12 protein-coding genes are annotated in these 23,567 nt (G+C 45.3%); 6 read left to right on the forward strand and 6 right to left on the reverse strand.

From position 1 onward, the window contains the following. Positions 1 to 316 precede the first annotated feature (316 nt). The 3 genes from NIT79A3_RS12240 (at position 317) to NIT79A3_RS12250 (ending at position 3,345) form a co-directional block, all read left to right on the forward strand. Complete coding sequence (locus tag NIT79A3_RS12240; protein ID WP_013966504.1) at positions 317 to 736, forward strand: rubrerythrin family protein; 420 nt, start codon at positions 317 to 319, stop codon at positions 734 to 736. Positions 737 to 850: 114 nt separating this feature from the next. Continuing rightward, the gene (locus tag NIT79A3_RS12245; protein ID WP_013966505.1) at positions 851 to 2,839 is read left to right on the forward strand and encodes a DUF3501 family protein; all 1,989 of its coding nucleotides are present in this window, start codon (positions 851 to 853) and stop codon (positions 2,837 to 2,839) included. After that, positions 2,836 to 3,345: a CNP1-like family protein gene (locus NIT79A3_RS12250; protein ID WP_013966506.1), complete on the forward strand. Its 510-nt coding sequence runs from the start codon at positions 2,836 to 2,838 to the stop codon at positions 3,343 to 3,345. Before NIT79A3_RS12245 ends, NIT79A3_RS12250 begins: the two co-directional genes overlap by 4 nt. A gap of 95 nt (positions 3,346 to 3,440) precedes the next feature. Here the strand turns inward: NIT79A3_RS12250 and NIT79A3_RS12255 are convergent, their stop codons facing one another. Beyond that, positions 3,441 to 13,079, reverse strand: a complete 9,639-nt coding sequence (locus NIT79A3_RS12255) for a neuraminidase-like domain-containing protein (RefSeq protein WP_013966507.1) — start codon at positions 13,077 to 13,079, stop codon at positions 3,441 to 3,443. A gap of 394 nt (positions 13,080 to 13,473) precedes the next feature. Between NIT79A3_RS12255 and NIT79A3_RS12260 the strand changes: the two genes are divergently transcribed. Genes NIT79A3_RS12260 through NIT79A3_RS12270 form a run of 3 tightly spaced genes read left to right on the forward strand, consistent with a single transcriptional unit; the run spans position 13,474 to position 14,363 of the window. Further along, entirely contained in the window at positions 13,474 to 13,728 is a 255-nt protein-coding gene (locus tag NIT79A3_RS12260) for an AbrB/MazE/SpoVT family DNA-binding domain-containing protein (RefSeq protein WP_013966508.1), read from the forward strand. Beyond that, positions 13,725 to 14,105 (forward strand): type II toxin-antitoxin system VapC family toxin, encoded by a 381-nt coding sequence (locus NIT79A3_RS12265; protein ID WP_013966509.1) that lies wholly within the window; start codon positions 13,725 to 13,727, stop codon positions 14,103 to 14,105. Before NIT79A3_RS12260 ends, NIT79A3_RS12265 begins: the two co-directional genes overlap by 4 nt. A gap of 57 nt (positions 14,106 to 14,162) precedes the next feature. Continuing rightward, positions 14,163 to 14,363 carry a hypothetical protein gene (locus NIT79A3_RS12270; protein WP_013966510.1) on the forward strand — a complete coding sequence of 67 codons (201 nt, stop codon included), beginning with the start codon at positions 14,163 to 14,165 and terminating at the stop codon, positions 14,361 to 14,363. A 220-nt stretch (positions 14,364 to 14,583) separates the two neighbouring features. Here NIT79A3_RS12270 and NIT79A3_RS12275 read toward each other — a convergent pair whose 3' ends face one another. The 5 genes from NIT79A3_RS12275 to NIT79A3_RS17935 are packed head-to-tail and all read right to left on the reverse strand — an operon-like array spanning position 14,584 to position 23,528. Then, a complete protein-coding gene (locus NIT79A3_RS12275) occupies positions 14,584 to 15,114 on the reverse strand; it encodes a transposase (RefSeq protein ID WP_013966511.1) in 531 nt (176 codons plus the stop codon). A 41-nt stretch (positions 15,115 to 15,155) separates the two neighbouring features. Then, a complete protein-coding gene (locus NIT79A3_RS19160) occupies positions 15,156 to 15,518 on the reverse strand; it encodes a transposase (RefSeq protein WP_198009360.1) in 363 nt (120 codons plus the stop codon). Then, the gene (locus NIT79A3_RS18820; protein WP_156797079.1) at positions 15,488 to 15,685 is read right to left on the reverse strand and encodes a hypothetical protein; all 198 of its coding nucleotides are present in this window, start codon (positions 15,683 to 15,685) and stop codon (positions 15,488 to 15,490) included. The genes NIT79A3_RS19160 and NIT79A3_RS18820 overlap by 31 nt, the downstream gene beginning before the upstream one ends. Positions 15,686 to 15,727: 42 nt before the next feature. After that, a complete protein-coding gene (locus NIT79A3_RS12285; protein ID WP_083817966.1) occupies positions 15,728 to 21,688 on the reverse strand; it encodes a toxin TcdB middle/N-terminal domain-containing protein in 5,961 nt (1,986 codons plus the stop codon). Next, complete coding sequence (locus tag NIT79A3_RS17935) at positions 21,606 to 23,528, reverse strand: SpvB/TcaC N-terminal domain-containing protein (protein ID WP_049785373.1); 1,923 nt, start codon at positions 23,526 to 23,528, stop codon at positions 21,606 to 21,608. The genes NIT79A3_RS12285 and NIT79A3_RS17935 overlap by 83 nt, the downstream gene beginning before the upstream one ends. Positions 23,529 to 23,567 lie beyond the last annotated feature (39 nt).

Here is a 23,567-nt window from a genome sequence, read left to right on the forward strand (position 1 = left end):
ATCAACTTGATACGCCTTCTTCAGATACCTTAATAGAACATCGAAAACCTTTCGCTACTAACCCGAAAGTTTACTTGTTCTACACCCAGACAGTTGACAATCCACAAGCCCTTCGATAGTCTCCTTGCACGGATTGGATTTTGTATTTTCACGCACTCGCCATGCTCTGATTAAACTGAAGAAAACTTTGGCAAGATGCAGAATCATCACCTCACGCCCGCGTTTCTCAGTTACTCTAAGTTTTGTGCGATACGTAAATACATTTTTTTCATCTTTATCAACTACAATAATTCGTTAATCTAAAAAGGAGAAAATAATGGGACTGAAAGGATCTAAAACAGAAGGAAACCTGAAAGCCGCTTTTGCCGGCGAATCTCAAGCTAACCGTCGCTATTTATATTTTGCAGCTAAGGCCGACGTAGAAGGACAAAATGATGTCGCTGCTGTATTCCGGTCTACCGCTGAAGGTGAAACCGGTCACGCGCATGGCCATCTGGAATATCTGGAAAACTGTGGCGACCCGGCTACCGGCATGCCTTTCGGTGCTTCCCGCGACAATCTGAAAACAGCCATTGCAGGTGAAACGCATGAATACACCGACATGTATCCAGGCATGGCAAAAACAGCGCGCGATGAAGGGTTTGACGAAATCGCTGACTGGTTTGAAACGCTGGCCAAAGCTGAACGCTCTCATGCCAATCGCTTTCAACGCGCACTCGATAGCTTAGCCGATTAATTCGTTACACGATACGATCGCTTATGGCATCGAGTCACTGGGGTTTATCTAACTATTCGTTGGTTAAACCCCATCTTTTAATCGAATAAATTTTCTACTCGCTGAAACCCGTTTATGTCTACTCGTGAAGGCAGTCTCGAAGCACCGAAACGTCATCCCATTGACTGGAAAAATCCTGATTTTTATAACGAAGTCAGTCTGAATCAGGAGATGGAGCGCGTTTTCGATATTTGCCAGGGATGCCGCCGCTGCGTCAATCTTTGCACCGCTTTTCCACGCTTGTTTGATTTGATTGATGCAAGTGCCACCGGCGAGCTGGATAGCGTCAACAAAAACCAGTTCTGGGAAGTGGTCGATCGCTGCTATCTTTGCGATATGTGTTTCATGACCAAATGTCCTTATGTGCCGCCGCATGAGTGGAATATTGATTTTCCACATCTGATGTTACGCGCCAAAGCAGCCAAATATAAAAGTCAGGGCGCCGGTTTTCGTGACAAATTGCTCTCCAGCACTGATTTGATGGGTAAGCTTGCCACTATTCCCGTGGTAGTTCAAACCGTAAATACCATTAACAAAACTCCGGTTACCCGCAAGTTAATGGACAGCATGCTGGGAATTCATGCCGATAGAAAACTGCCTGAATACACGGCCAAAAAATTTCGCGAGAACGCCACACCCAACGATACTTTCCCGGTAAAAGATGGCGCACGCACGCCCGGCAAGGTCGCCATTTATGCCACCTGTTATATCAATTATAATGAACCGGGCATCGGCCACGATTTACTGAGAATACTGGAACATAATGAAATCCCAGCCTGTCTGGTGGAAAAAGAAGCCTGTTGCGGCATGCCGAAACTGGAACTGGGTGATCTGGAAGCAGTGGAAAAGCTCAAAAATGAAAATATTCCCCACTTACTGAAACTGGCCCAAGCGGGCTATGCCATTCTCTCCGCCGTGCCCTCCTGTACATTGATGTACAAACAGGAATTGCCACTGATGTTTCCGCATGATGAAGCCGTTCAGGCAGTTGCCGCCGCCATGTTTGATCCGTTTGAATATTTGGCATTAAGAAACCAAGACAATTTACTCAAAACAGATTTCAAGAAACCGCTGGGAAATGTGGCTTACCATATCCCTTGCCATCAACGCGTGCAAAACATTGGCAAAAAGACTCGCGATATTCTGCAACTGATACCCGATACAACAATCAACGTCGTAGAACGCTGCTCAGGCCATGATGGCACTTGGGGTGTAAAAAGCGAACACTTTGCCGACTCGATGAAAATTGGCCGGCCGGTTTTTAAACAAATGGCTGCATCAGATCCGGATTACATCAGTTCAGATTGCGCCATCGCCGCACGGCATATCGAACAAGGCATAGGCGAAAGCAAAGCGCAAAAATTACACCCGCTCACTTTATTGCATATGGCTTATGGCATTGATACCGGTCTTCAGCCGACGGCCGAATCCAAGGCACCAGTCACCCATTCCATTCAACCCGGTGAAAAACACATGACGCCAATAACCCGTGACAACCTGCTGACATTGGAAGCTTACGCCAAAATACGTAAAGATTTCCGGACGCAAGTAATGGCACATAAGAAAACACGAAAAATCGCCCTGGGAGAAAATATTACGCTGATTTTTGAAGATGAATTGACCGTTCGTTATCAAATTCAGGAAATGTTGCACGTAGAACGTATTTTTCAGGAAGAAGAGATCGTGCATGAGCTTGAAACTTATACGCCATTGATTCCGGATGGACATAACTGGAAAGCCACCATGATGATTGAATACCCTGACCCAACGGTGCGTGCAGCCAAATTGGCTGCCATGGTAGGCATTGAGGATAAAGTGTGGGTCAAAATTGCCGGGCTTACGCCCGTGTACGCGATTGCCGATGAAGATCTGGAACGCGAAACCAGCGAAAAAACCTCATCGGTTCATTTTCTGCGTTTTGAACTTACCCCTGAAATGATCCAATCGCTCCAGCAAGGCGCGCCATTAAGCATGGGCGTTGATCATCCAGCCTATCAGGCAACAATAGATGCAGTTGATCCCAGCATTCGCGCATCGCTACTCAATGATTTATCCGTTGCATGAAAAGAGCACTTGCGCTGATCTGTGTTTTGTTTTTGTTTGCTTGCGCTAAGCCAGCATTCAAAGACGAATTTGAAAGCGACAAACCCTGGATTGAACAACTGACACAACTCCCCGCTTACCCGGATGACAAAAATTTGATGGCATTCGATGCAGGTGCTGTCAGCGGTAACAAATATTTCGTTGACACAACCTCCATCAAAATAGGTGAAGATGGTGTCATTCGCTTTAGCTTGGTTATCAAATCCTCTGCAGGCGCCTTGAATGTCAGTTATGAAGGTATCCGCTGCGCCACTAGAGAAAGAAAAGTATATGCATTGGGCCGGAATGATAAAACCTGGACACAACCTCGCGTATCGGAATGGCAAAAACTCGACTTTGTCCGGCAATTTTATGCACAACGAGAACTCTCCAAAAATATCTTTTGTCCCCACCAGCAAATTGTAAACACCGCTGAAGAAGCCATCCAGGCTTTAAAAGCAGGGATGCATCGAAGCATTTTCCGTTAGGGGATTCTGATTCTGGCTCGTTTCGCTTTCACAATCTAACCTGGCAGGTATCATGGGGTCTCTGAAACTGCCGGATTAGATATGACTTGACTAGTTCAAATAGATTGAATCAGTTTCACAAACTTGTACTTAACTATCAGCATTAATTCTTCAAGATCTTTTAAACTTCCTACCACTGACAATTCAAATTCCTCACCAAGTTGAATAGCGGTAGTATTGCCACGACACAGTTTCCATTCATCTTTTTTTTCTAAAGTAATAGTCTCATCACCATTAATTTTTTTAATTTTTATTGAATAAGAATTAGGATATCCATCAACCTGAGCAATGATTATAACGTCCTCAATTGTTGGCGTTGTTTCAAGAATCTGAGCCAAATAGGGCAATCTGGTTTTGTCAATTTTCAACTTGAGAGAGTTATTTTTCTTAAATAAATTCCACTCACTAGGTAAATCGTGCTTCAGACTCAAGGCTATATGCAAGCCTGTTTCATTCAATGCCTGTTCAATATTTGCAAGCTGGTCTGATAGTGATTTCGCTGCCGCTAATTTTAGGCGCTCACCGCCTTCGCTGGCGGTATATTTGAGATGGATAATTGCATCTGAAATAGTGCGATAGTCATATTGCCTGATTGTCGGCAATTCCAAACGCCATTTACTAATAGCACCGGCACCTTCAAATGGTAAATAGCGTTCATCCTTGAAGTTAAGCTCAAACACACCGCTATCATTCTGCGCAGAACTGACCGCAACTGCATCGATCGGAATAATATAAGTGCTAAAGCGTGCATCCGTCTCCTCAGTATCTTCTAGATATGCTTTGCCGCTGATTGCCGTATTCCGGAATTTATTTTCCATAAGCCTGAGGGTAGCATTGACGCCCGTGTAGGGACCAGCAATACAAGGAATTGAAAGTGATACCGATTTGATGCGACGTTTGTAATGACCCGGATAATCCAAGTCAAACAATACTTCCGGTATAACAAACTCACACTTCCCGGTTTCTCTAAGTTTTATCAATGCCAAGGGATCAAGTTGCTTGAGAGAAAAATGCTTAGTGATCTCGTAATCATAGCCACGTTCATTTTGATACGCGGCTTCAAGCTGTTTTAGTCCGACATAGAGCTGCTCACCCGCCAGCAAACCATCCCGTCCAGCATCAAAATAACCTGCTTGAATGAAATTGGCACTGCTGACGCCTCGTTCAAAGCAATAGGTTTTCTCGGCTTTTTTCGCAAGGTCATAAGCGAGATTATAAACTTGATGATATAAAGTTTTTAAACTGCCCCGCATCCAAGTATATAGCTCTCCATTGGAATATTTATTCTTTAAAAATTCTTCCATCTCAATGGAGTTGTCTATTGCCTTCTGTTGGTTAGTTATTTCCTGATTGGCAATATCAATACGTATTTGCTGAGTGGTAATTTGCTTGTCGATCTGTTTTAGCTCATAACCGGCAGCGTTGGCTTGAAAAATACGATCTTGTATGGCGCGGGTAAAGCTGCCTTTTTTTCCTGCGCTGGAACTTGCAAAAGAAAGATCACTAGCATGTACCTGCAGTCCTCTTGCAACCGCTTGGGCGGCATTTCCAAGGTTGATTCCTCCCCACTTTACGCCTGCTCCTATACCAATTGGCTTGACATCACCGAATAAATCAGGGATCAGGTGCATAATGCTGGCTGTAGTTTCAACGATGCCGATGCCTCTATTCCAGTCCTGTGCCTCGCTTGCCTTATCCATATCCTCTTTTTCATAAGAAATCAATTTCAATCCACTCTCATCAACAGGAGCCTCTATACTATTCGCTAATTCAGAAAAATCACTATCAAGCCCTGGAACTTTACCAGTATCTTCTCCAATCAATTGCAAGTAATACTTCATCCTGGCTTCCGGACCCTTACGGTTCTGTTGCAGGCTTTCATTATTCTTTTGCGCTTCTTCCCATTGTTTTTTCTTGATTTCCATCACCAGATTCTGCATCACGCCCTCATGTTTTGCGCGAATAAGGGCTATCGTTTCATTATCTTTTTTCTCGATAGCAGATAGCATAGCTCCGCCTAAGGATTTAAGCTCATTACATAGCTCCAGCGCTTTTTGGAGCAAGTAATAGAAACGGTAATTAGGCATTGGGGTATTAAGATCATTCAATACCGACGCGATGCTCAGTCCTTGAGCAGCCGCTTTCACTAATAATGCCGGATCAATGGGTGGTTCGAATAAAGGAAGTTTTCGGAAGATACCTTCGATATTTTCACAGTGCCGTATCTTATATAATCTATCAGCGATCGTATCCCAATAACCCAGAAGTTTAGGGTTGCTAGGGATACAGAAATATAAAGACGAGGCGAGACCAAAAATATTGGCAAAAACATATTCACCATTCACCTGGCCATAAGGTAAATTTGTTTGATTACTGAAAGGTGCAGCCAACTCCAACTCAACCATCGCATTGCCGAAGGCATCCCATTTATCCAACAAACCCAGGTAAGTCTGCGGTTTAATTTTACCCCGCTTGGGTATCATCATTGGCCGTGGACCCAGTATATGGCCTGCTAATACATAAAGTTGAGTTGCCTGATTGATGCTCTCAATTGTATCCTGACGGAATAAATAATCTCCCCAGGCAACCAGGTTATCGATATATTTCATCACCACCCACTTCATATAAGCAACGGGCCGGCTGCGGGCTACGACATGAGGCATAAATGGCTTACTTCGCCATTCGTTGATGTCACTGTTTACCCTATTGGGTTTAAGATTATTCAAGATGCTATTTAGAATCTGCTGACTATTGATTTCTCTAAAGGGCTTAAATTGCCAAAAACGGTTATCTTCATCACCTTCTGCAATCGGGTTGAACACAAAGTGAAACAACCTCATAGCTTCCTCAAATTGTTGGGCTTTGCAGTGCGCATCCCCTAAAAGCATCGCGGTGTGAAAAAACAACTCCCAGTTGTAAAGCGCGTAAGGACGCTTAAGCTCGTGATAGATCACAGGTGTAAACGGTATTTGGTCTTGATCAAACTCCCCGTAATCTTCTGAGTTTATGCTGCGATTGAATTTAAAAAACTCTTCCAAACTTTGAGTGTTTATTTTGTTAATTAACTCGGAACTATAGGGATGATAAAAGTTGGTCTGAATCGGATAGCTATCGAAAATCATATTGTAAGTAGTGCGTTCGAAAGCATAATTATAATTGAAGGCGATGCGGCTATTTTGAAGAGAATGGATTATATTGTTAACATAATGGAAGTTATTAGGTAGCCTACCAGGAGGGAGGGCTAGATGTTGATAAATTTTAGAAGGATGAGTTTGCAAATTATTCCCATTAAATTCAAATACTCCTTTTTTTAATATGAAGAAAGAACCATGAAAATATTCAACCATAATTGCTAAATAAGTCTCATCTTCAGCCCAAATAGGAGTAAAAATATACCTAGAAATTACAACAGTAGAACCACCTGGGGGTGGGGGTGGGGGTGGGGGTGGGGGTGGGGGTGCAACAGCTGTTGGAGGAGGAGGAGGTGGTGGTGGTGGTGGTGGTACAACTTCAGTGTCGAGATGATATATCGCATCCATGCTCACTTGCTTCTGCGTCCACTTACCATTCCTGTATTCGCTCCAGGCCATTTTTATTTCCCAGTATTCTGTTGGCCTTGAATCGTTAGGAGTGCCATTTGCAAGATCCTTAATCGATTTATTGGAAGCAATTGCATTGGGTCTTGTTTTCTTCATAAATTGCGGAAAGAAAACCAATAAACGCCCATTCCAAACTACTGGCGTTAAGTAGCAGCCATTCTTAATAACTTGATGGGTAATTGGGTCTTCAACATCATAACAGGGTATATCCACCTGCATTTTCTCCCAGGGATACCAGTTCATTTCGTCTAATGCCAGATAGCGGTAATAAAAGAAATAGGGAGCACTTCGGGTGCGGGAAAATACATGAAGTTTTGAATTTTTATTCCAAGATTGTGTTGTCGAATTTCTTGTCCCATCAATATAGAAACCTACTACTTCCATATTGGCTACTTCGTCCAATTTATAGAGGTAAGATTTCAGTGCGTCGATTACATTTTGTTTATTGATGTCTTTTTGTAACAATTCACTTTCAAGTTCTTTAAAGAAAGGACTTTTATCATCCCGCAGATTGCTCTCAATCCAATTTTCAGGATAAAGGAATACCTTACGATTAGCTTCCCAGATTCTATAGCGTTGCATCCATTCCCAACGTCCCCTATCTAAAATATCAGGACCTATTTGATTATGTTCTTTTTCTAGTCCAAGAAAACAGCGCTGTATGAATAATTGCACTGATGATATTGCCTGCTTGATGCGTGAGGTTTCCATACAGGCTTCCATTTGCACATCAATCAGAAAATATTCAAATAACCCATCCGCATCGGTGACATTCCAGGCAATCAACTCTTTTTGTTGCAGCAAATAGGCGATCAATGCTTCCTTCTGATTGTTCCTAAGCTGGTCATTGAGCGGCTTAACAACTTGCTCCCAATCAGTTGGGTCATATTTAGCCCGAACAGCATTTTTGATGCCATCGGCTATTTCTCGACCACCGCTAAAAGGAAAAGCCCATTCGAAAAGCGAATCGATGTCGATGCCCATTTTTCCGGCTACCGTAAATGCTTTTTGTAGCTTCAGCAGATTCTTTTCATTGAGATAATCCTCTAACTTATCAATACTGAAATTATCGAAAGGTTTACTAACAATCAATTTATCGATGTTTTCTTTCTTCCAGGTGGTCAGTTCAGCTATTTTTTGGCTAAGTTGTGCCACATCCGATATGCTGTCATATACCCAGCTCCAAAATCCGAGTAAGTTCAGTTTGGTTTGTGGTAATGAATTGCGCAGCCGCGTATACGCTTCCAATCGCAACCAATGTAAAAGAGTAGGTTTATTGAAATTCAACTCATCAAAGTTTGTATTGTTTTGATCTAGAAACCTTATCTCATCTGTACTTAAATCGAAAGTTGAGACCAACATAGCCGCTTTTTTCAAAACAGTTAAGGCTGGCTCACATTGATCGGAAGCAAAGTCGGGTATCAACGCCGAAGTTGGAATTGTAGTAACGCTGGAAACGGGCGTTTTCCAGAAAATATTTTCAAGCTCCACGCCCTCTGCCGCCAGTTTATATAATTTCCCATTCTGTAAAGCTAAGGACGTACTCCACCATTCATTGGGAGGTTCATCCTGTTGCGTAAAATCCAAAAAGTCTCCATCGATGCTGAGAATAGGTTTGGCATCACTTTTTTTAACAATAAACGTATAGTCGATATCGGCAGAAGGAATTAAATAGCCACTCCAATCACGTACTAACATCGAGAATGGGATTTCAGTAACGCCAGAAGCAAGTGTTTCCCAGAGAATATTTTTTGGCACTAATCTTCTAAGAACCAGCTTATATGAGTTCCCAGCTTGTAAAGCTACAGCTGATGAACTCCGCCATTCATCGGCAGCAGTTGTCGGATTCGTAAAATCCAAAATACTCCCATCAATGCTAACAAAAGGATGGGTGTTGCTGTTTTTAACAATAAATGTATAACTAGCATTGACATCAGGTGTTAGCTTCCCATTCCAGTTGTTCTCACTGTTCTTGATTTTTTCAAAAATATCGTAAATTGGTGTTACAGGTGCTCCGAGTTTCAGTATCTCCGACACCAAAACATCGGTAATTTTGTTATCAAGATCAATTAAACTGGAGAGCGTATTTATTATGAAACGATGGATTAATTGGCAGCGCAAATAGGGCAAAAAGATCTCCAGAAAGGCTACTTTCTTTTGCGGAGCAGTATTGGTGTCTGTACCCCCAACAGGAATTTTATCTAACGGAATCAGTACATCGCCCACGGTGATAATCTCTTCTAGCCGTTTTTTTTCGGCGGTTGATTTTTCTTTTTCGTTGTCAAATACACCCGATAGGAGCTCTTTAAATAATTTAGTTTGCTGATTTTGAATTCGTTTGAGTGCGGCATCCCATGCGGTTTTTTTACTGGGATCATTATTGAGGGCTTTATAGTCGCTAACCTCAACTGCAGTTAAAATACCTGTAATCTGGACAGTTCCGTTTTTATCATACTTGAGTTTCTTTTTTAGAGTTTTCTCGTCCGATAAAGTGATGTCCAGATTCTCAGGTGCATTGGTCGAAAATACATTTGTACCCTCCAACAAGCCAATAATTTTCTCAACCGAGCCGACTTCAAAAAGCAAGCTGGCTTTTGTTTGTATGAAAGCACTGGTTGCTTGTTCCTGAATATTTATTTTTTCTAATTCACCCTCAGGAATAGCTGCATTGGCTTGTAAATCTTTAATAGACGCGTCGGCTTGTAAATCTTTATGCGCTTCGTCGATGGCGTTTAAGCCATCATATAAGGTTTTGCTGAGTTGCAAAATCTTATTTTGTGTAAGAGCAAAAGGTTTTTTCTCGTCATCTATATTTCTTATAATGTAATTCAGTTGCTGATAAGTAAAGCCAGCATCGTCCATTTTCTCCCAGTATTCAATGAACTTGAGAGTTGCGTGGGGATTTTGAAAAATATTATCGGAGGGCATGCTACTGCTCGCGAGAGCTGAAGGCAGATCCTGAAGAATATTGTTGAACAATGGCAAGATACTGATGAAGGCAGGAATTCTTAAGCCGAGTACTTTGGATAATAAACGGTAACGATAAAGCGTAGACAAATTAGCCAGAGTTAACTCGTCTTGCAAATGAGCATCCTTTATGATGGCTTCAATATCATCGGCAGAAAGGTTGAGCGCCGCCATCACAGCCGGGAAATGATCGCTCAATTTAGCATTGCCAGATAAATAATTCCCGCTACTATCAGCCTTAAATACTTTATCAATCCCCAAAATGTTATGGGTGAGAAACAGGCGTTGATAAAGCGATTTCTCCCCGGTAGTACTGATAGTCGTCCAGAAACAGACCAGCTTGATGAGTTCAAGCCCTGTTTTATCCAGTAGTTTTTTTACCGCTACTAGCTGATGAATTAGATGAGGATCAATGTCGAAGACATGGGTACAGGTATCTTGGACCCAGCCAACACAATCATCGCTATCGCCAGCCTCATTACTCTCCCAACCTAACTTACGCAATAAAAGATTCACCAAGGAATCATCGCGATCAGCTGTGGCGAAGATTCTGTTTGAAGGGTTTATATTTTCGTTCCCCAGATTCTCTGGGGTGGTGAGACCAATAATCGCTTTATCCGTTTCATTAATCGTCCAACCCAACTTGCGCCATAAACGAATAAAGCGATGAATCCGATCATACTCCTCAACGGTCAGAGGCGTGCCATCCAAATGTTGCAATAGTGCGGTATCAAGATCACAACTGTCTGTTTGAGTAAACATGATCAGATATAATTCGTCTCCAATGTAAGCAAACCTACCTGCCTCACCTTTATCTCCAATGAAATCAGCAAACGTTATTGGCGACGAAGTATCTTTAAACGTTATTTTCCCAGTTTCTTTATCAATAGTCCCTTCGGACTTCTCTTTTGATGATAGGATCAGAATTTTACAATCGTCGATCCTTCCTATAATTATTCCGTCATTTCTAATATACCCATTAACACACCCTTTTCCATTTTCAATCACGATCATCTTGCCTAAATTCTCAAAATGGTACTTAACCCAGCAAATGATGTCTTTTTTAGTAATTTCCAAACGATCTTGGTTGGGTTTAGGACAACTCAACGCTTCTTTATCGGTTAACAGTTCAATTTGTTCTTTAAGCAACATCAGCACATCAGCGCTCTCCTCCTTGTCTACTAAACTTGCCAAATATTCCGCCATTTTATCTATGCCGACTGCTTGGACAAAAAGTTGCAAAAACCGATAGCTAAATTGCAAGCTTTCCATGATAAATTTTGATTTTCCTCTTGGCATACAAGGATTGATTGTCTCTGTCTTCATCAGATCAACCAACTCAAAATAATCTATCCCGGTACGTCTAATAAACTCTTGTTTAATGAGCCTGAGTCCATTATCGCTACGCATGGTGACATCATCGTCAAAACCAAAGTATTTACAAACCGGTTGTAATCCAATCAATTCTTGATATTGCGCATCGGTTAATGATCCACCTTCTTTTTCCTTCAATGCCTTGCTTGAGAAATCCTCCTTGGTCAGAATCACATATTCTTCTCTAGTTAACTCTAAAAATTCAGCATCAACACCTCTATCCAGGGCTTCCTTAACTAAGCGAGTATGTTCTGCATCCAATCCTGTTTTATTTTTCTTGAAGGTTTCAAACAGTTCATGGCGACTAGTATTTAATTGTTTTAGATAAATTCTTGCTGCATCAACCGGTTGATGATAGGGTAAGTTAAATGGATAAACTGCACTTTGCAGAATGTCATACGCTTGATACTCAGTGTGCTGCGGCTCAGCTAACAGTTCAGCGCTAGTCTCATCTTCTACATTGAAAGGTTTGGTGTGTGTAAAAGCTACATAGCTTTCCATGACCTCATTAACAAGATCTATGTAGGGTAGAACGGTACTCGTGTTTTGGCAGGTAAGTTCCAAACACCCCAAATCAGGGCGCCGGTCAAAGAGCTTTTCAAGGGGTGTGCCGGAGATGTCTTTCGGATCGGTTTTAACTTCCACCTCTCCGGTAGCATCTGGATCGAGGTTGTTGTTGCGTAAATAGTTCAGCAATTCCACAAAATATGCCGCCGCGCTATAGACTGAGTTGCATTCTCCACATTCGCAAAAATCAGCATCACCAAACAGCAAATCCCAGGAAAGATTATGTTTTATAAGTGCTTCTTGTGCCATCTCCATCACACTCGTCGCAGGAGTGAAGTCCGCGCGCATCATTTTTGCATTCGAACTGTCAGGCACACTCAAACTTTTATCAATCAAAGCAACGCCTGTCGGTTGGCTACCTTCTCGAACAGCCATTAGCATTTGTTCATTGCGCACACGTGTCTGTTGAGCATTATCATGAATCTGCGCAATCGTGTTATCGTCCAGGCCCTTACTGCTCATCATTGCCATAAATTGCTTTGGAGGCATGTCGGAAATTTGTAAAGCCGTATGGAATTTGGCATTGTAAAGAACAGGAACTGCATCAGAGACCGGGCTTACAGCCACAATGCGCTGCAAGGTTTTAAGTTGCGTTTTTACCGCTTCCTGGGATTTGGCAGGAATATTTTTCAGAACCTCTTCATTTTTGAGAATCTCATAAATAGAAGTGGTCTTAATATTGAAATCAAGTCTCTTTCCCAAAATGGCTGCAACATTGGCACCAATGGAGTCATTCAAAATAGGCACTTGCGGGTCTTTTACCATGTTGACTAACATCGCTGTTGGTTCCATGTGAAAAAGTTTTCGATGCAGGTTGTGGGCAAAAGCTTCTTTATCGTCCGCTGACTCTACTGCCTCAGTAGCTTTCACTTTTTCAATGAATTTTGTTTTACTTAAATTTAACGCAATATCCCGCATGGAGTTGATATTGTCGTCTTGCTGAAAAACCGATATCACCTGCGCGTTATCACTACTCCACTCGGCAAGGTGGTGAGTGAACTCCAACTTGCTAAGCACCTTATCGGTAAAACCTTCTTTGCCCGTCAGCTCGGACTTAGTGGCAGTCCAATCCCCCTTGTTCTTATTGAAGATTTCTTCAAAAGCTTGTTGATGTTCGTCAGCTTTCAAATCGAATTTGAAAAAATTTACCTTTTGGGCGAATTTCTGGGTTTCATTAAAGGCTGACATCGTATCCTCCTGAATTTTGATAAAGGTTTAATTCGCTAATAACGTATTGACTTAATGAAAACAAAATTCGCATCATCTAACTCAATATAAAATCATTTTCAATCCAGAGACATTTCCTGGAGCTTCCTATCACCCGCCCAGTTATCCGGCAGTAAGCCCAGACGAACGTAGCGGTGGGAACTGGAATGAAACCAATCCATTTTCCATTGGAGTGCACATAATCCACTCCAATCACTTTCATCCGGCCGAACGCTTGCCAGCCTCCGCCCTACGCAGATTAATCAAATCTTCATCAGTTGCTTGATCACAGATTTTTTCTCCGTATCGGTTACAAACAATAAAATGGCACGCCTCCGATAGTTGTGCCATAATATTTAACACTATGCCAAAATTAATGACACAAACCGAAGTACAACTTGATCCCCAAGGGCGATTAGTGATCCCCGCGCAACTCAGGCGTTCGCTTGGATTTGAATCCGGAGACAGCTTGATTGCCCGCATGGAAGATGGCCGCTTGATTCTGGAAAAAGCTGAAACGATCAAACAAAGGCTTAAAAACCGCTTTGCCCGCTTACCCTCAACCACCAGCCTGGCTGAGGAATTGATTGCAGAGCGGCGGGAAGAGGCGAAACGGGAAACCAGTGAATGACAGCGATTCTGGATGCCTCCGCTTTGCTGGCTTTTCTGCAGAACGAGCCGGGGAGCGATCAGGTCGAAGCAGCTTTGCCGGAAGCGGTCATTTCCAGCGTCAATTGGGCGGAGGTCGTGCAAAAATCGATTGCGGCGGGTGTTAATGTTGATGGATTGCGCGAAGATCTTGAAGCCCTGGGTTTGAGGATTGTGCCGTTTACCGCCGAGGAAGCTGAAGTTGCCGCACAACTCTGGCAACAAACCCGTCAGGTTGGCTTGTCGCTGGGAGACCGGGCCTGCCTGAGTGTGGGTATCCGGTTGAATACGGTGGTGCTGACCGCCGATCAGATCTGGACCACGCTGAGTTTGCCGATTGCTGTGCATAGTATTCGCTAGCCTATATAATTAACGCTATTCTTTTCCATTAATCTGATGATTGAATAAGGTAATCCTATGAAAATAGCCGATCTCACAGTTGATGAATTGCAAGCCTTAATCAGGAAAGTTGTGCATGAAGAATTACAAAACATCATGGCGGATCCCGATCAACATCTCGAAATAACCGATGAAATTAAAGCAAGGCTTGAGCTATCCCTGGGTTCCACTGATCGAATCACGCTCCAGGAAGTCAAAGACAGGCTAAAACTCGCTTGAATTATCACCTCGTCGCATATTGCCACATCACAATTCATGTAATTGCCCATCGCAGAAAAGCATACAAATCCTGATTCCAGTTCCGGTATTTGTGTAATCATTGGTTATTTCTCCTTAACTGCATCGTACAGTGTAGGTTGGGGTGAGTCTCACGAACCCCAACATAAACACCATGGCCACAAACATGTTGGGGTTCATTGCATTCACCCCAACCTACGTCCTATTCGCATTCCCCTGCTTCCAATTCCGCATCAACCCCACCCGCCCAGTTATCCGGCAACACACCCAAACGAACGTAGCGGTGGAAGCTGGAATAAGGCCAGTCTTTTGCATACCGCACGTATCCATGTTTGACCGGGTTGTAATGAATATAGTCAGCATGCCGTGCATAATCCGTATCATCGCGAATCAAATGTTCCCAATATCGACGTTGCCAGATGCCACGCTCACCCTTGGAGATGCGGCTTTTATTTCGCCGTTCGTCTTTGGGAAGTTGACGTGAAAAACCAGCTTTGATCAATGCCCAGCGCATCGCAAAATCCGCATCGTTTTCGGGCAGAGTCCACAACGCATGCAAATGATCCGGCAGAATCACCATCGCATCGATATGAAATGGATGCGCCTTTTTCACGTTCCGCATCACCTCGCGCAAGCTGTCAATGTGATCCACCAATAAAGTCCGTTTCCGTTCGGCCAGATTGACGGTAAAAAAATACGTTCCACCCGGCACATTCGCCCGCCGATAACGCAAGTATCCCTCCCCATTCGTTCAACATTTATGCCATTCGCAATTCATTGTGATTCAACGTGATTATTTACAATTCGTTGTAATTCGTAGGTTGGGGTGAGTTCACGAACCCCAACGCCACCATCATTGTCACGGATACGTTGGGGTTCATTGCATTCACCCCAACCTACGGTCCTGACGAAACGGATCTTGATCGCCTTCCAGCGATTCGAGTAATCGTCATCCTCAGGCGGCAATGTCCAGACACAATGCATATGATCCGGCAAAACCACCCACGCATCGATATGAAACGGCCGCTCCCGCCGCGTCACCCGCGCCGCCGACCGCAGCACATCCACATACCGCACCAACGTATCCAGCCGCCGCTCCAGCAAATTCACCGTAAAAAAGTATGTCCCGCCCGGCACCCGAAACCGCCGATAATCCGGCATATCCCTCCTTCGTCGTTGTCACTCTCGTAAGGCGGATGCCCGTCACGGTGATCCGCCAATCCAAACACCAAAACATCCTCCCATTTGCGATTCATCGCTTGCCGATTTGCATGGTGCAGATTCTCATTCGGCGGTTCCTTCATGTGGCGGAACCCGCGAACGGTTCCGCCTTACGCGGGTTAGGGTTAGAAAGTAAACCGCTTGGCACTTTCATATGCCTTCACAAAATTGTCATAAACTTGTTTGGTTATAGTTTTATCTTTATAAAGTTCTTTGACTTTTCCGAACAGGTCTTTTGCAAGTTGCTCGCTAACAGCAATTCCACCAATATCTACAGCTACTCTTTCTGATATTTGTGCTGCTTTTTTACCTGCTTCTACTGTCCCAGCCAACAATTGGTTTTCATACGCAGACATTAGAATTACCATTTGCTGCTTTGAATGAACTGCAAAATTACTAATGACGTGGCCAGCTTCAACTAACAAAGGGTTAAACAATTTATCAACCAAATCAATCCCTGCTTTAGTTGAGTTGTAAAACTTTTTTCCATCTTCCAGAAGGATTCTAAGTGGGTGATTTTTGTCTGCGAGGATGATTTTTAGCGCATTTTTTCTAAACTGCTCTGCACTTGTACCAACGAGAACACCTTTAACCCACGAAATCATTTTCATACCATTAACTTTCGTAAAACTTGCAGCATCAGTTCCTATTTCTTTCTTTGTGACTTCTTTGAATGCAGCCACCTCGGCCTTTTTAGTTGCTTCTTTAGCGGCTACCGTTGCAGCGTCCTTTGTGATTCCTTTTGTAGCCAAGGCTGTTGCATCCTTTATTGCTTCTTTAGCAACCACTGGCGCAAATTCTTTCACTGCTTCTTTTGTAATCACTGGCGCAGCCTCTTTCATTATTCCTTTAGCAATCAGTAAACCTTTTCCAGCTTTTGCAACTTTACCGATTGGAATTACTGAAGCAACTTCAATTGCGGCTGATGCATAATCTCCAGTAGTCGCATTTCCTTCAGAAATTTTACTCAATCCTTCAGCGCCAAATACACTCCAAGCTACGTCTGCAAATGACCATAGATATAAACTTATGTTTCTTTCTTCTTTAGCAGCTTGTAAGGCATTTTCTTCAATAAGCTGTCCGACTGATTGGAGACCATCTAAGTCCTTAAATACTAGAGGATTGTTTCGGAATGCTCTAAAAATATTTAATCCATCTTTTTGCCCCTGGGGATCACAGCTCCCCCACCTCCCCAACCACGGCAAATAATACCTCGCCGAATGATAACTCAACCCACTCTCCTCATCCCGCTCCATCCCCGTATACCGATACCGCTTCGCCGGTGCCTCAACCCCATTCTTCATTGCTCGATACGCACTCGTCCCATACGGGTGATATTCTTCATAGGAAATAATCTCTGCCTGATGATCCAGTTCCAGAGACACCGACCCCAGATGATTGCTGTATTGATAACGAAATAAGGTTTGTTCTTTGATGCTTAATTCATTTGGCCCCGGTTGTGCTGAAGATTTCGCCGTGATCACATCATCCACCAGCAACACCCGTTGTTCGCCTTCAAACAAATGATGCGATTCGATCTCCTCGACCACCACGTTTTGCGGATTCTTCCGACGATATAATTCGTAACCACCGAGGTAGATACGGTCTTCCACTACTCCCCCACCATTACGAGTAATATGTTTGCGCGTGCGCTGTTTGTCGATGCCGTAGTGGTAACGCGCAATACCGCCGCCAATACAGTCGAAACCGCGAATCATGTCGCGCCAATCCCAGCGGATATCCAATCCCCAGTCCTCCGGGATCTGATTCAGGTTCAGCATATTGCCGTGAGTATCGTGCCGGTAAGTGATCGCATTGGCCGTGCTGCTGCCATACCAAGTCCGGGCGATCCGATTGCTGTCTGCTTGGGTAGCGTAATGTCGTGTCCATCCACTGCCGCTACCAGGTTCATGCTGCATGACAACAAAATTACCAACTTCATCGTAAGTGTAATACTGCGTGTAATTGCGCGGTTGATCGTTGGTGGGAAATAATTTATGTGGCCAAGTGCCTTCTTTGTTAGGTGGGGGTGCGCTAAGATTCTCGCGCCCAGTGGCTTCGATCAAACGATACAATGCATCATAAACATAATGATGTTCAGGAAGAATGTTCGATTGATTGAAATAAACTATCTCCTGTGCAGCGTCATTAATGTGCGTGATATTGCCGACTGGATCGTAGGTATAGTGCAAATCCTGCACACCTTTGGGTGACACGGATCGTTCTGTTTTGAGCGTAACCAGACGAAAGGTTTCGCTATCGTAACTATAGGTAGTTGTGGTGCCATTTCCGAGTTCGAGGGTAAGTTTCTGGCCCTTGGCGTTATAACTAATATGGGTAATGGCTCGTTTGCTTCGTGTTGCATCGGCTGTAAAAGCGGGTTTACCATTGGCGGTGAATTTACTGGCACGCACATGCAGCCGTTCACTGTTTAGCACGCCTCGTTTATTATATTCCGGTACGTAGACTGCAACTCGATTGGTTTCGCCGGGTGTGGCTTGCTGAGTGCCATCGGCAGCAAAAGTGATATCACGGTGCCAGTTGTAAAGCGTAGTCATACGCCCGAGCGCATCGTACTCGGTAAGCTGGATAAAGGTTTCATTTTCTAACAGGCTTTGGCGATCGGTCAGATCCCAATTTAAGACACTGTCTGCATTGCTATCCGCAGTTAACTGGATAAGTGTGCGAGTAATATGGGCAGGTTGTCCGGACAGATCGATGCGCTCTACAGTCGCCAAACCACTCGGATCCCAGTGTTTGATGACTTGCCCAATAAGATTCCATTTCTTGGCATCGTCCAGGCCCGTTGCAACATTGGGTTGATTGGTGTCGCAATACTGAAATGCTTCGATAAGTGCTGGATTGGCATCATCAATTGTAAGCCACTGCGCTGTAGGGCGATGTAGTTCATCGTAATCCGTGCGATAAAAACGCTTTTGCGTTGCCGAGCCTGCGCCTTTGTCATTCAGATCCCACGCCAGCATCGGCTTGCCTGCCGCATCCATAAGCATCCAGCGGTCACCGGCATCCATACTGTGTTGAAACAGCAAATTTCCGGCGATGTCGTAGCAGGGCGCGACATTGGCTGGCATGTCCTCGCCCGTGGCATTGTTGGGCCTGGCCGGAGTGATGTACTGCATCACCAAATTGCCGCGCGCATCGCGTATCCACAACGGCTTGCCTTCGGCGTCGAGCTTGGTGAAAGTCAGGTATTTTTCGTCTACTCCCTTGGTTCGATTGTGGGCGATGGCAATGACTTCGCGGCCCAGGCTGTCGAGATGGGTTTCGGATGGGGTGTTGGCGTGGTCTTTGACTAACTCTGCCGCTCTCAGATTTTCTGGCGTATTGAATTGCTTAAACAGTGGATGAGTGGAATCTGTGCGCCGCCTAAACCAGTCACTATGATTCGGATTGCTTGGATTTGGATGATCGGTATCATACGCCGTGTCATTCGCATCAAACGTTTTCACATGCCAAGGCGAAAATTCAACCCGACTGAAGGTGCCATCGGGCATTTCAGTGCGAATCACTCGCCCGGCAGCATCATAATACAGGATGGAGGTAACGCCTACGGCAGGTGGTGATTCGCAGCCAAAACCTTGCTCGCTAAAACTCGGCTCATATTGCTTGACCGGTTTGCCTTTATTGTTCAGTACCGTCAGGCCGTTGATGATCCAGCGTAACCCGGTTTGACCGGGTGCTGGTTCGGCCTGCATTTTTTTCATCAGTACATTGCCGCCGCCATCGGAACATTCGAGAGAAGCTTGCAGTGGGCTAGCGGCGCCACCGGGCGCATGAACATGAATTTCCCGCACGATGCCGCAAGCACCGGGTGGCCGGTCTGGTTCGCCGAAGTGATAGACAAAACGTGCACTCGCACGCCCCAACCAGATTCTTGCTTGACCGACATTCATCTCACTGGCTGTACAAAACGCTTGCACTTCATCTGTTGAAGGATTGGCAAGATTGTCATCAAAACCGTCGAGATCATCTCCTTCGGTTCCGTTTCCTTTGCCTTTAACTGCTGAGGCCACCACCATGCCGAGGATGTCGAAATACACTTCAGCGTGATTGCCGTTCGGATCCACCATTTCGATCGGCGCGAGCACGCGGTAGTCGAAGCTTACAACACTGACAGAGTTTCTCCGTGCATCTTCGCTAGAGAGGATAAATAAATCCAGTGGATCATATTTCAATGTAGTCGGATTCCCAAAGGGGTCGGTGTATTTCTCCGGGAGGTAGAAATGATCAGCCGCATCGTCCTCAAAACCTGCTTTACCAGATCCGAGCCAATATTGATTTTCAAGTGGCTCTCGTGTGATCGGATGGCCGTCAAATAACTGATCACCCTTGTAATAACCGCTAACTGGATAGTTGCCGGTTTGTTTTTCAAGTGCCGACACTGCCGCATCAATCCGCTCTTGATCAACATAGACACTTTTTAACAAATTGCTGGTGATGGCTAATTTGTAACTTTCATAAGGCAAGCCAAGCGGGCCATGTTCTCCAAACGACCGATGCGTTATCAGATCGTCTGCAAAAAACAAAGTACGCGCACATTCGACTAGGCGTCTTTGTGGCGGGCCATCTGGAACGCTATGGTATGAAATCTCACTGGTACCACTACTTGATATTTTTTTATCTTTCAACTCGGACAAAGTGAAATATTTGCCATTAGGCAGGATGCCCGTTATTTCCCAGGTTTGAGTTTGGCACGGCAGTCTTAGGCGATAGATATCTGCTTCGATAATATCCTTTGTAAAGCTTGTGCTACTTAAGGCCAAGTGGTGCTCATCTTTTTGTACGTGATTGATCAGTACCTGCTGTTCATCAGTCAGTGAACTATCCGTATAACTTCCAACGCGAGGATATACCGCTGCAACGGATTCAAGAATATTCCCAAGTTCGTCAATTTCCAGGTTTAATGTCTGCGCAATACGCGGATCTGGACTAACCTTTTCAGATCCCTTCGGCAGCGCGAGTTCGTATTGATAGCTCAGCGCTTCACTTTCGGTGACGAGAAACACCGCGTGTTTATTTTCTCCGCGTGGTTGTAACCGCTGAATATGGCAATTATGTGTGGCGGCTGAGTAAATTCGCACCGGGACATCTTTGGGGTTATCACTATGGAGCGCATCGACATCCAATTCATAGCTTTCTTGCCGTAACACCATGCCTTTACAGGCGCGTAGGGCTTCGCGCCATTCGTCTGCGCTTAAATCAGCGGGCAATTCAGGTTCCGGTAAATCATTTTCTTTAAAGTCGCTCGCATAGCGGGCAGGGAAATACTCATTTGCGAATTGGGTGAGAATGTGTTCCCGATCAATGGCTGCACCGGTGTGGTACCAGGTGATGGTTTTAATCGGTGGTTGGTAGAGTGTTTTATCGTTGGTGATATACGGGCTGGCAATATTACCTTGCATAAACTTGTCATAAGTTTCTATATCCACCTGCTCGACTCGCCCGAAACCGCGAAATTCACGCTCGATACCATCAAAATAGCCGTGATGGTAACTATAGGTGCTGGAAAACTCGGTTTGACGCCATGTATCCATAACCGTGACTTTCTCGACACAATGAACGGGAAACGGCAGCTTGGTGATCCACGGTTTCCCGGCTTGTTTATCCTGCAAGTAAAATTGGGTGGAGGGTGCATACTCCACTTTGGTTTCTGCACCGAGATTATTCTTGGTTCCTGTCAATAAGTGTGGTTTCTGTCCGCCCATCAGATCGATGTAGCGGATGGTGCTGCGCGCATCGCCGGGCAAAGGCGATGACCAAACCAGAAAGGCAGTACCGTTGCCGAGCAAATCGACGGTGGAGACGGCCGTTAGATTGTCAATGCGTGGGAAAGTACTGAGGATTTGCTGCTTGCTCCAGCTATTGCCGGATTGGTTGAAGTAAATATGCACGCCTTGACCGGTGAGGTAAAGGATATCCACCAAGCCGGAGCCGTCGATATCCGCAAGGCGGATGCGGCGCTGATCGAACATGTCGGGCGAATCAAACCAAGGGCGATTGATCCTTGGTGACTTTGGCACCAAAGCGGGCATAGCCGAGATTGGGCCAGTAGCAGACTTCACCATTGCGTATGCGCACGAGATCGGTCAAACCATCCCCGGACATATCCGCCAAGTAGATGGATTGCGTGCCGTCGGCGAAGACGAGCCGAGGGCCTTGTTCTTCATCGATGGCCTGGCGAACTTTCTCGCCGGGGCCAAAACCAGCTTCGGCCAGCGATGGATACCAGCTAAAGGCTTCGTCTTCGGTGATCAGGATGTCGGCATGGCCATCGCCGGTGAGGTCGATGAATTTTAGGTTGGGGTCGCGCCAGGCAATATTGGGCAGCGAGCTGAATGACCGGTGTGTTTCCCAATCTTCATCCACTGTGCGCTCGAAAAAACCGGGAGCCGGACCATCGAATTCGACCACATCCAATTGACCGTCTCCGGCCAAATCCAGGAGTTGCTGCCCGCCTGCCAAATTAGCCGATGACGGAATGGTCGCCACACGCTCCAGCGGGGCGAAGCGCGCGGGGGTAGTCATATTGCCTGCCGCATCTTTCACCGGCACGGCACTTTGGTTGCGCTTGTAGAACCAGGCTTCACCTTGCTCGGTCAGCAAACCGGAAAGCCCTTCGCCGTCGAGATCCACCCACTGGTAGCGGCTGTTATCCAACCCTTGCGGCAGATTTTCCAGGCTAACGGGGTCTACTTCATGGACATCTTCATTGATGATGGCTTGGCTGTATGTAAATTCGACCGGAGGGAGGGATTTTTTACGATACGTTCCATCTTCGTTGCGCTTATAGCCAGACTGGGTGACCGATTGTATGAACGAGGCGACCGGATCCTTCCTATGCTCGAAGTGTGTGGCGCGCACAAGGTAATCAGGCGTCCCGAGTTCGCTCTCGAAATGATGTAACATCAAGACGCGCTGGCATAGGCGATAGGTGCGCACCTCGAATCCGGAGCGATAAGAGGAGAATGAGTCCAGCCTCAGGTCCCACTCTCGCTGATCGCCGGTGTAATCTACCTGAACATCACCATTGGTTTCTAAATAATGCTCGCCATAATCGAACACTGCTTCAAACATCCAGTCAGTTCGTTCGGACAAGTTTTCGTCGGATTGGTGTGGTGTCTTGTTGCCGTATTTAATGCGTTTTAGGTAACTATTGGTTGCTCTGTGGATATCCTGACGATTGGATTCGTGTGCTGTTGAACGATCTATGCCCTCGGAATTTTCTTTCTTGTATTCATAACGAATTGCATTGCCTTTGTCATCGAAACTTTCACAAATTAACCAGCTGAAAATTCGCGTGGCATCTGTGGAGTCAACAATGCGGCTTTCGGCTGTAGCGCCATACAAGGTAGTAATATTGTCTTTAGAGATCGAACGCCAATGAGATACCCCCTCTGAATTAGTCCAACGCTCAATTCTGGCAAATAAGCCTTCGATGCGGGGGCGATAACGGCGAATTCTATGCCCTGACGGCGAAGGAGTGTCTTCGGGTCGGCTTCCATCCGGGTTGAGTACAGGCACCAAATCTTCCGCGCCGGAAAGAATAAAAACATCGGATTCATCGGCATCGTTATAGCGTGGCAACCCTTTGTCAGTCTTGCGCGTGATGGCGGGTAGCGAGAGATTCCAGCCGAGGCCAAATGGACCATTACCTGCGCCGGAGTCATAAGAAAGAGAGAGTTGCGGGCCAAAACCTGAACGGCCGGGGGAGGTTGCGATGGGGATTGTCATGGATCCGGTGCCAGTGACCGGATTGGCAGCAAACTTTTCACCGATACCACGAATGGCGCCGCCGCCTTTGGGCAAGGAAATTGCCGGGGGCTTGGTCAGCTCCGGACCCGTACTTTGCCCATCGGCTTTCTTGGAATCGTTACCCTGCCCCACTGGTGATTTATGATCCAGCACAATGCTCCCCCTTTTTCCGAACAATCTGATACTTGACAG

Source organism: Nitrosomonas sp. Is79A3 (assembly GCF_000219585.1).
GTDB lineage: Bacteria > Pseudomonadota > Gammaproteobacteria > Burkholderiales > Nitrosomonadaceae > Nitrosomonas.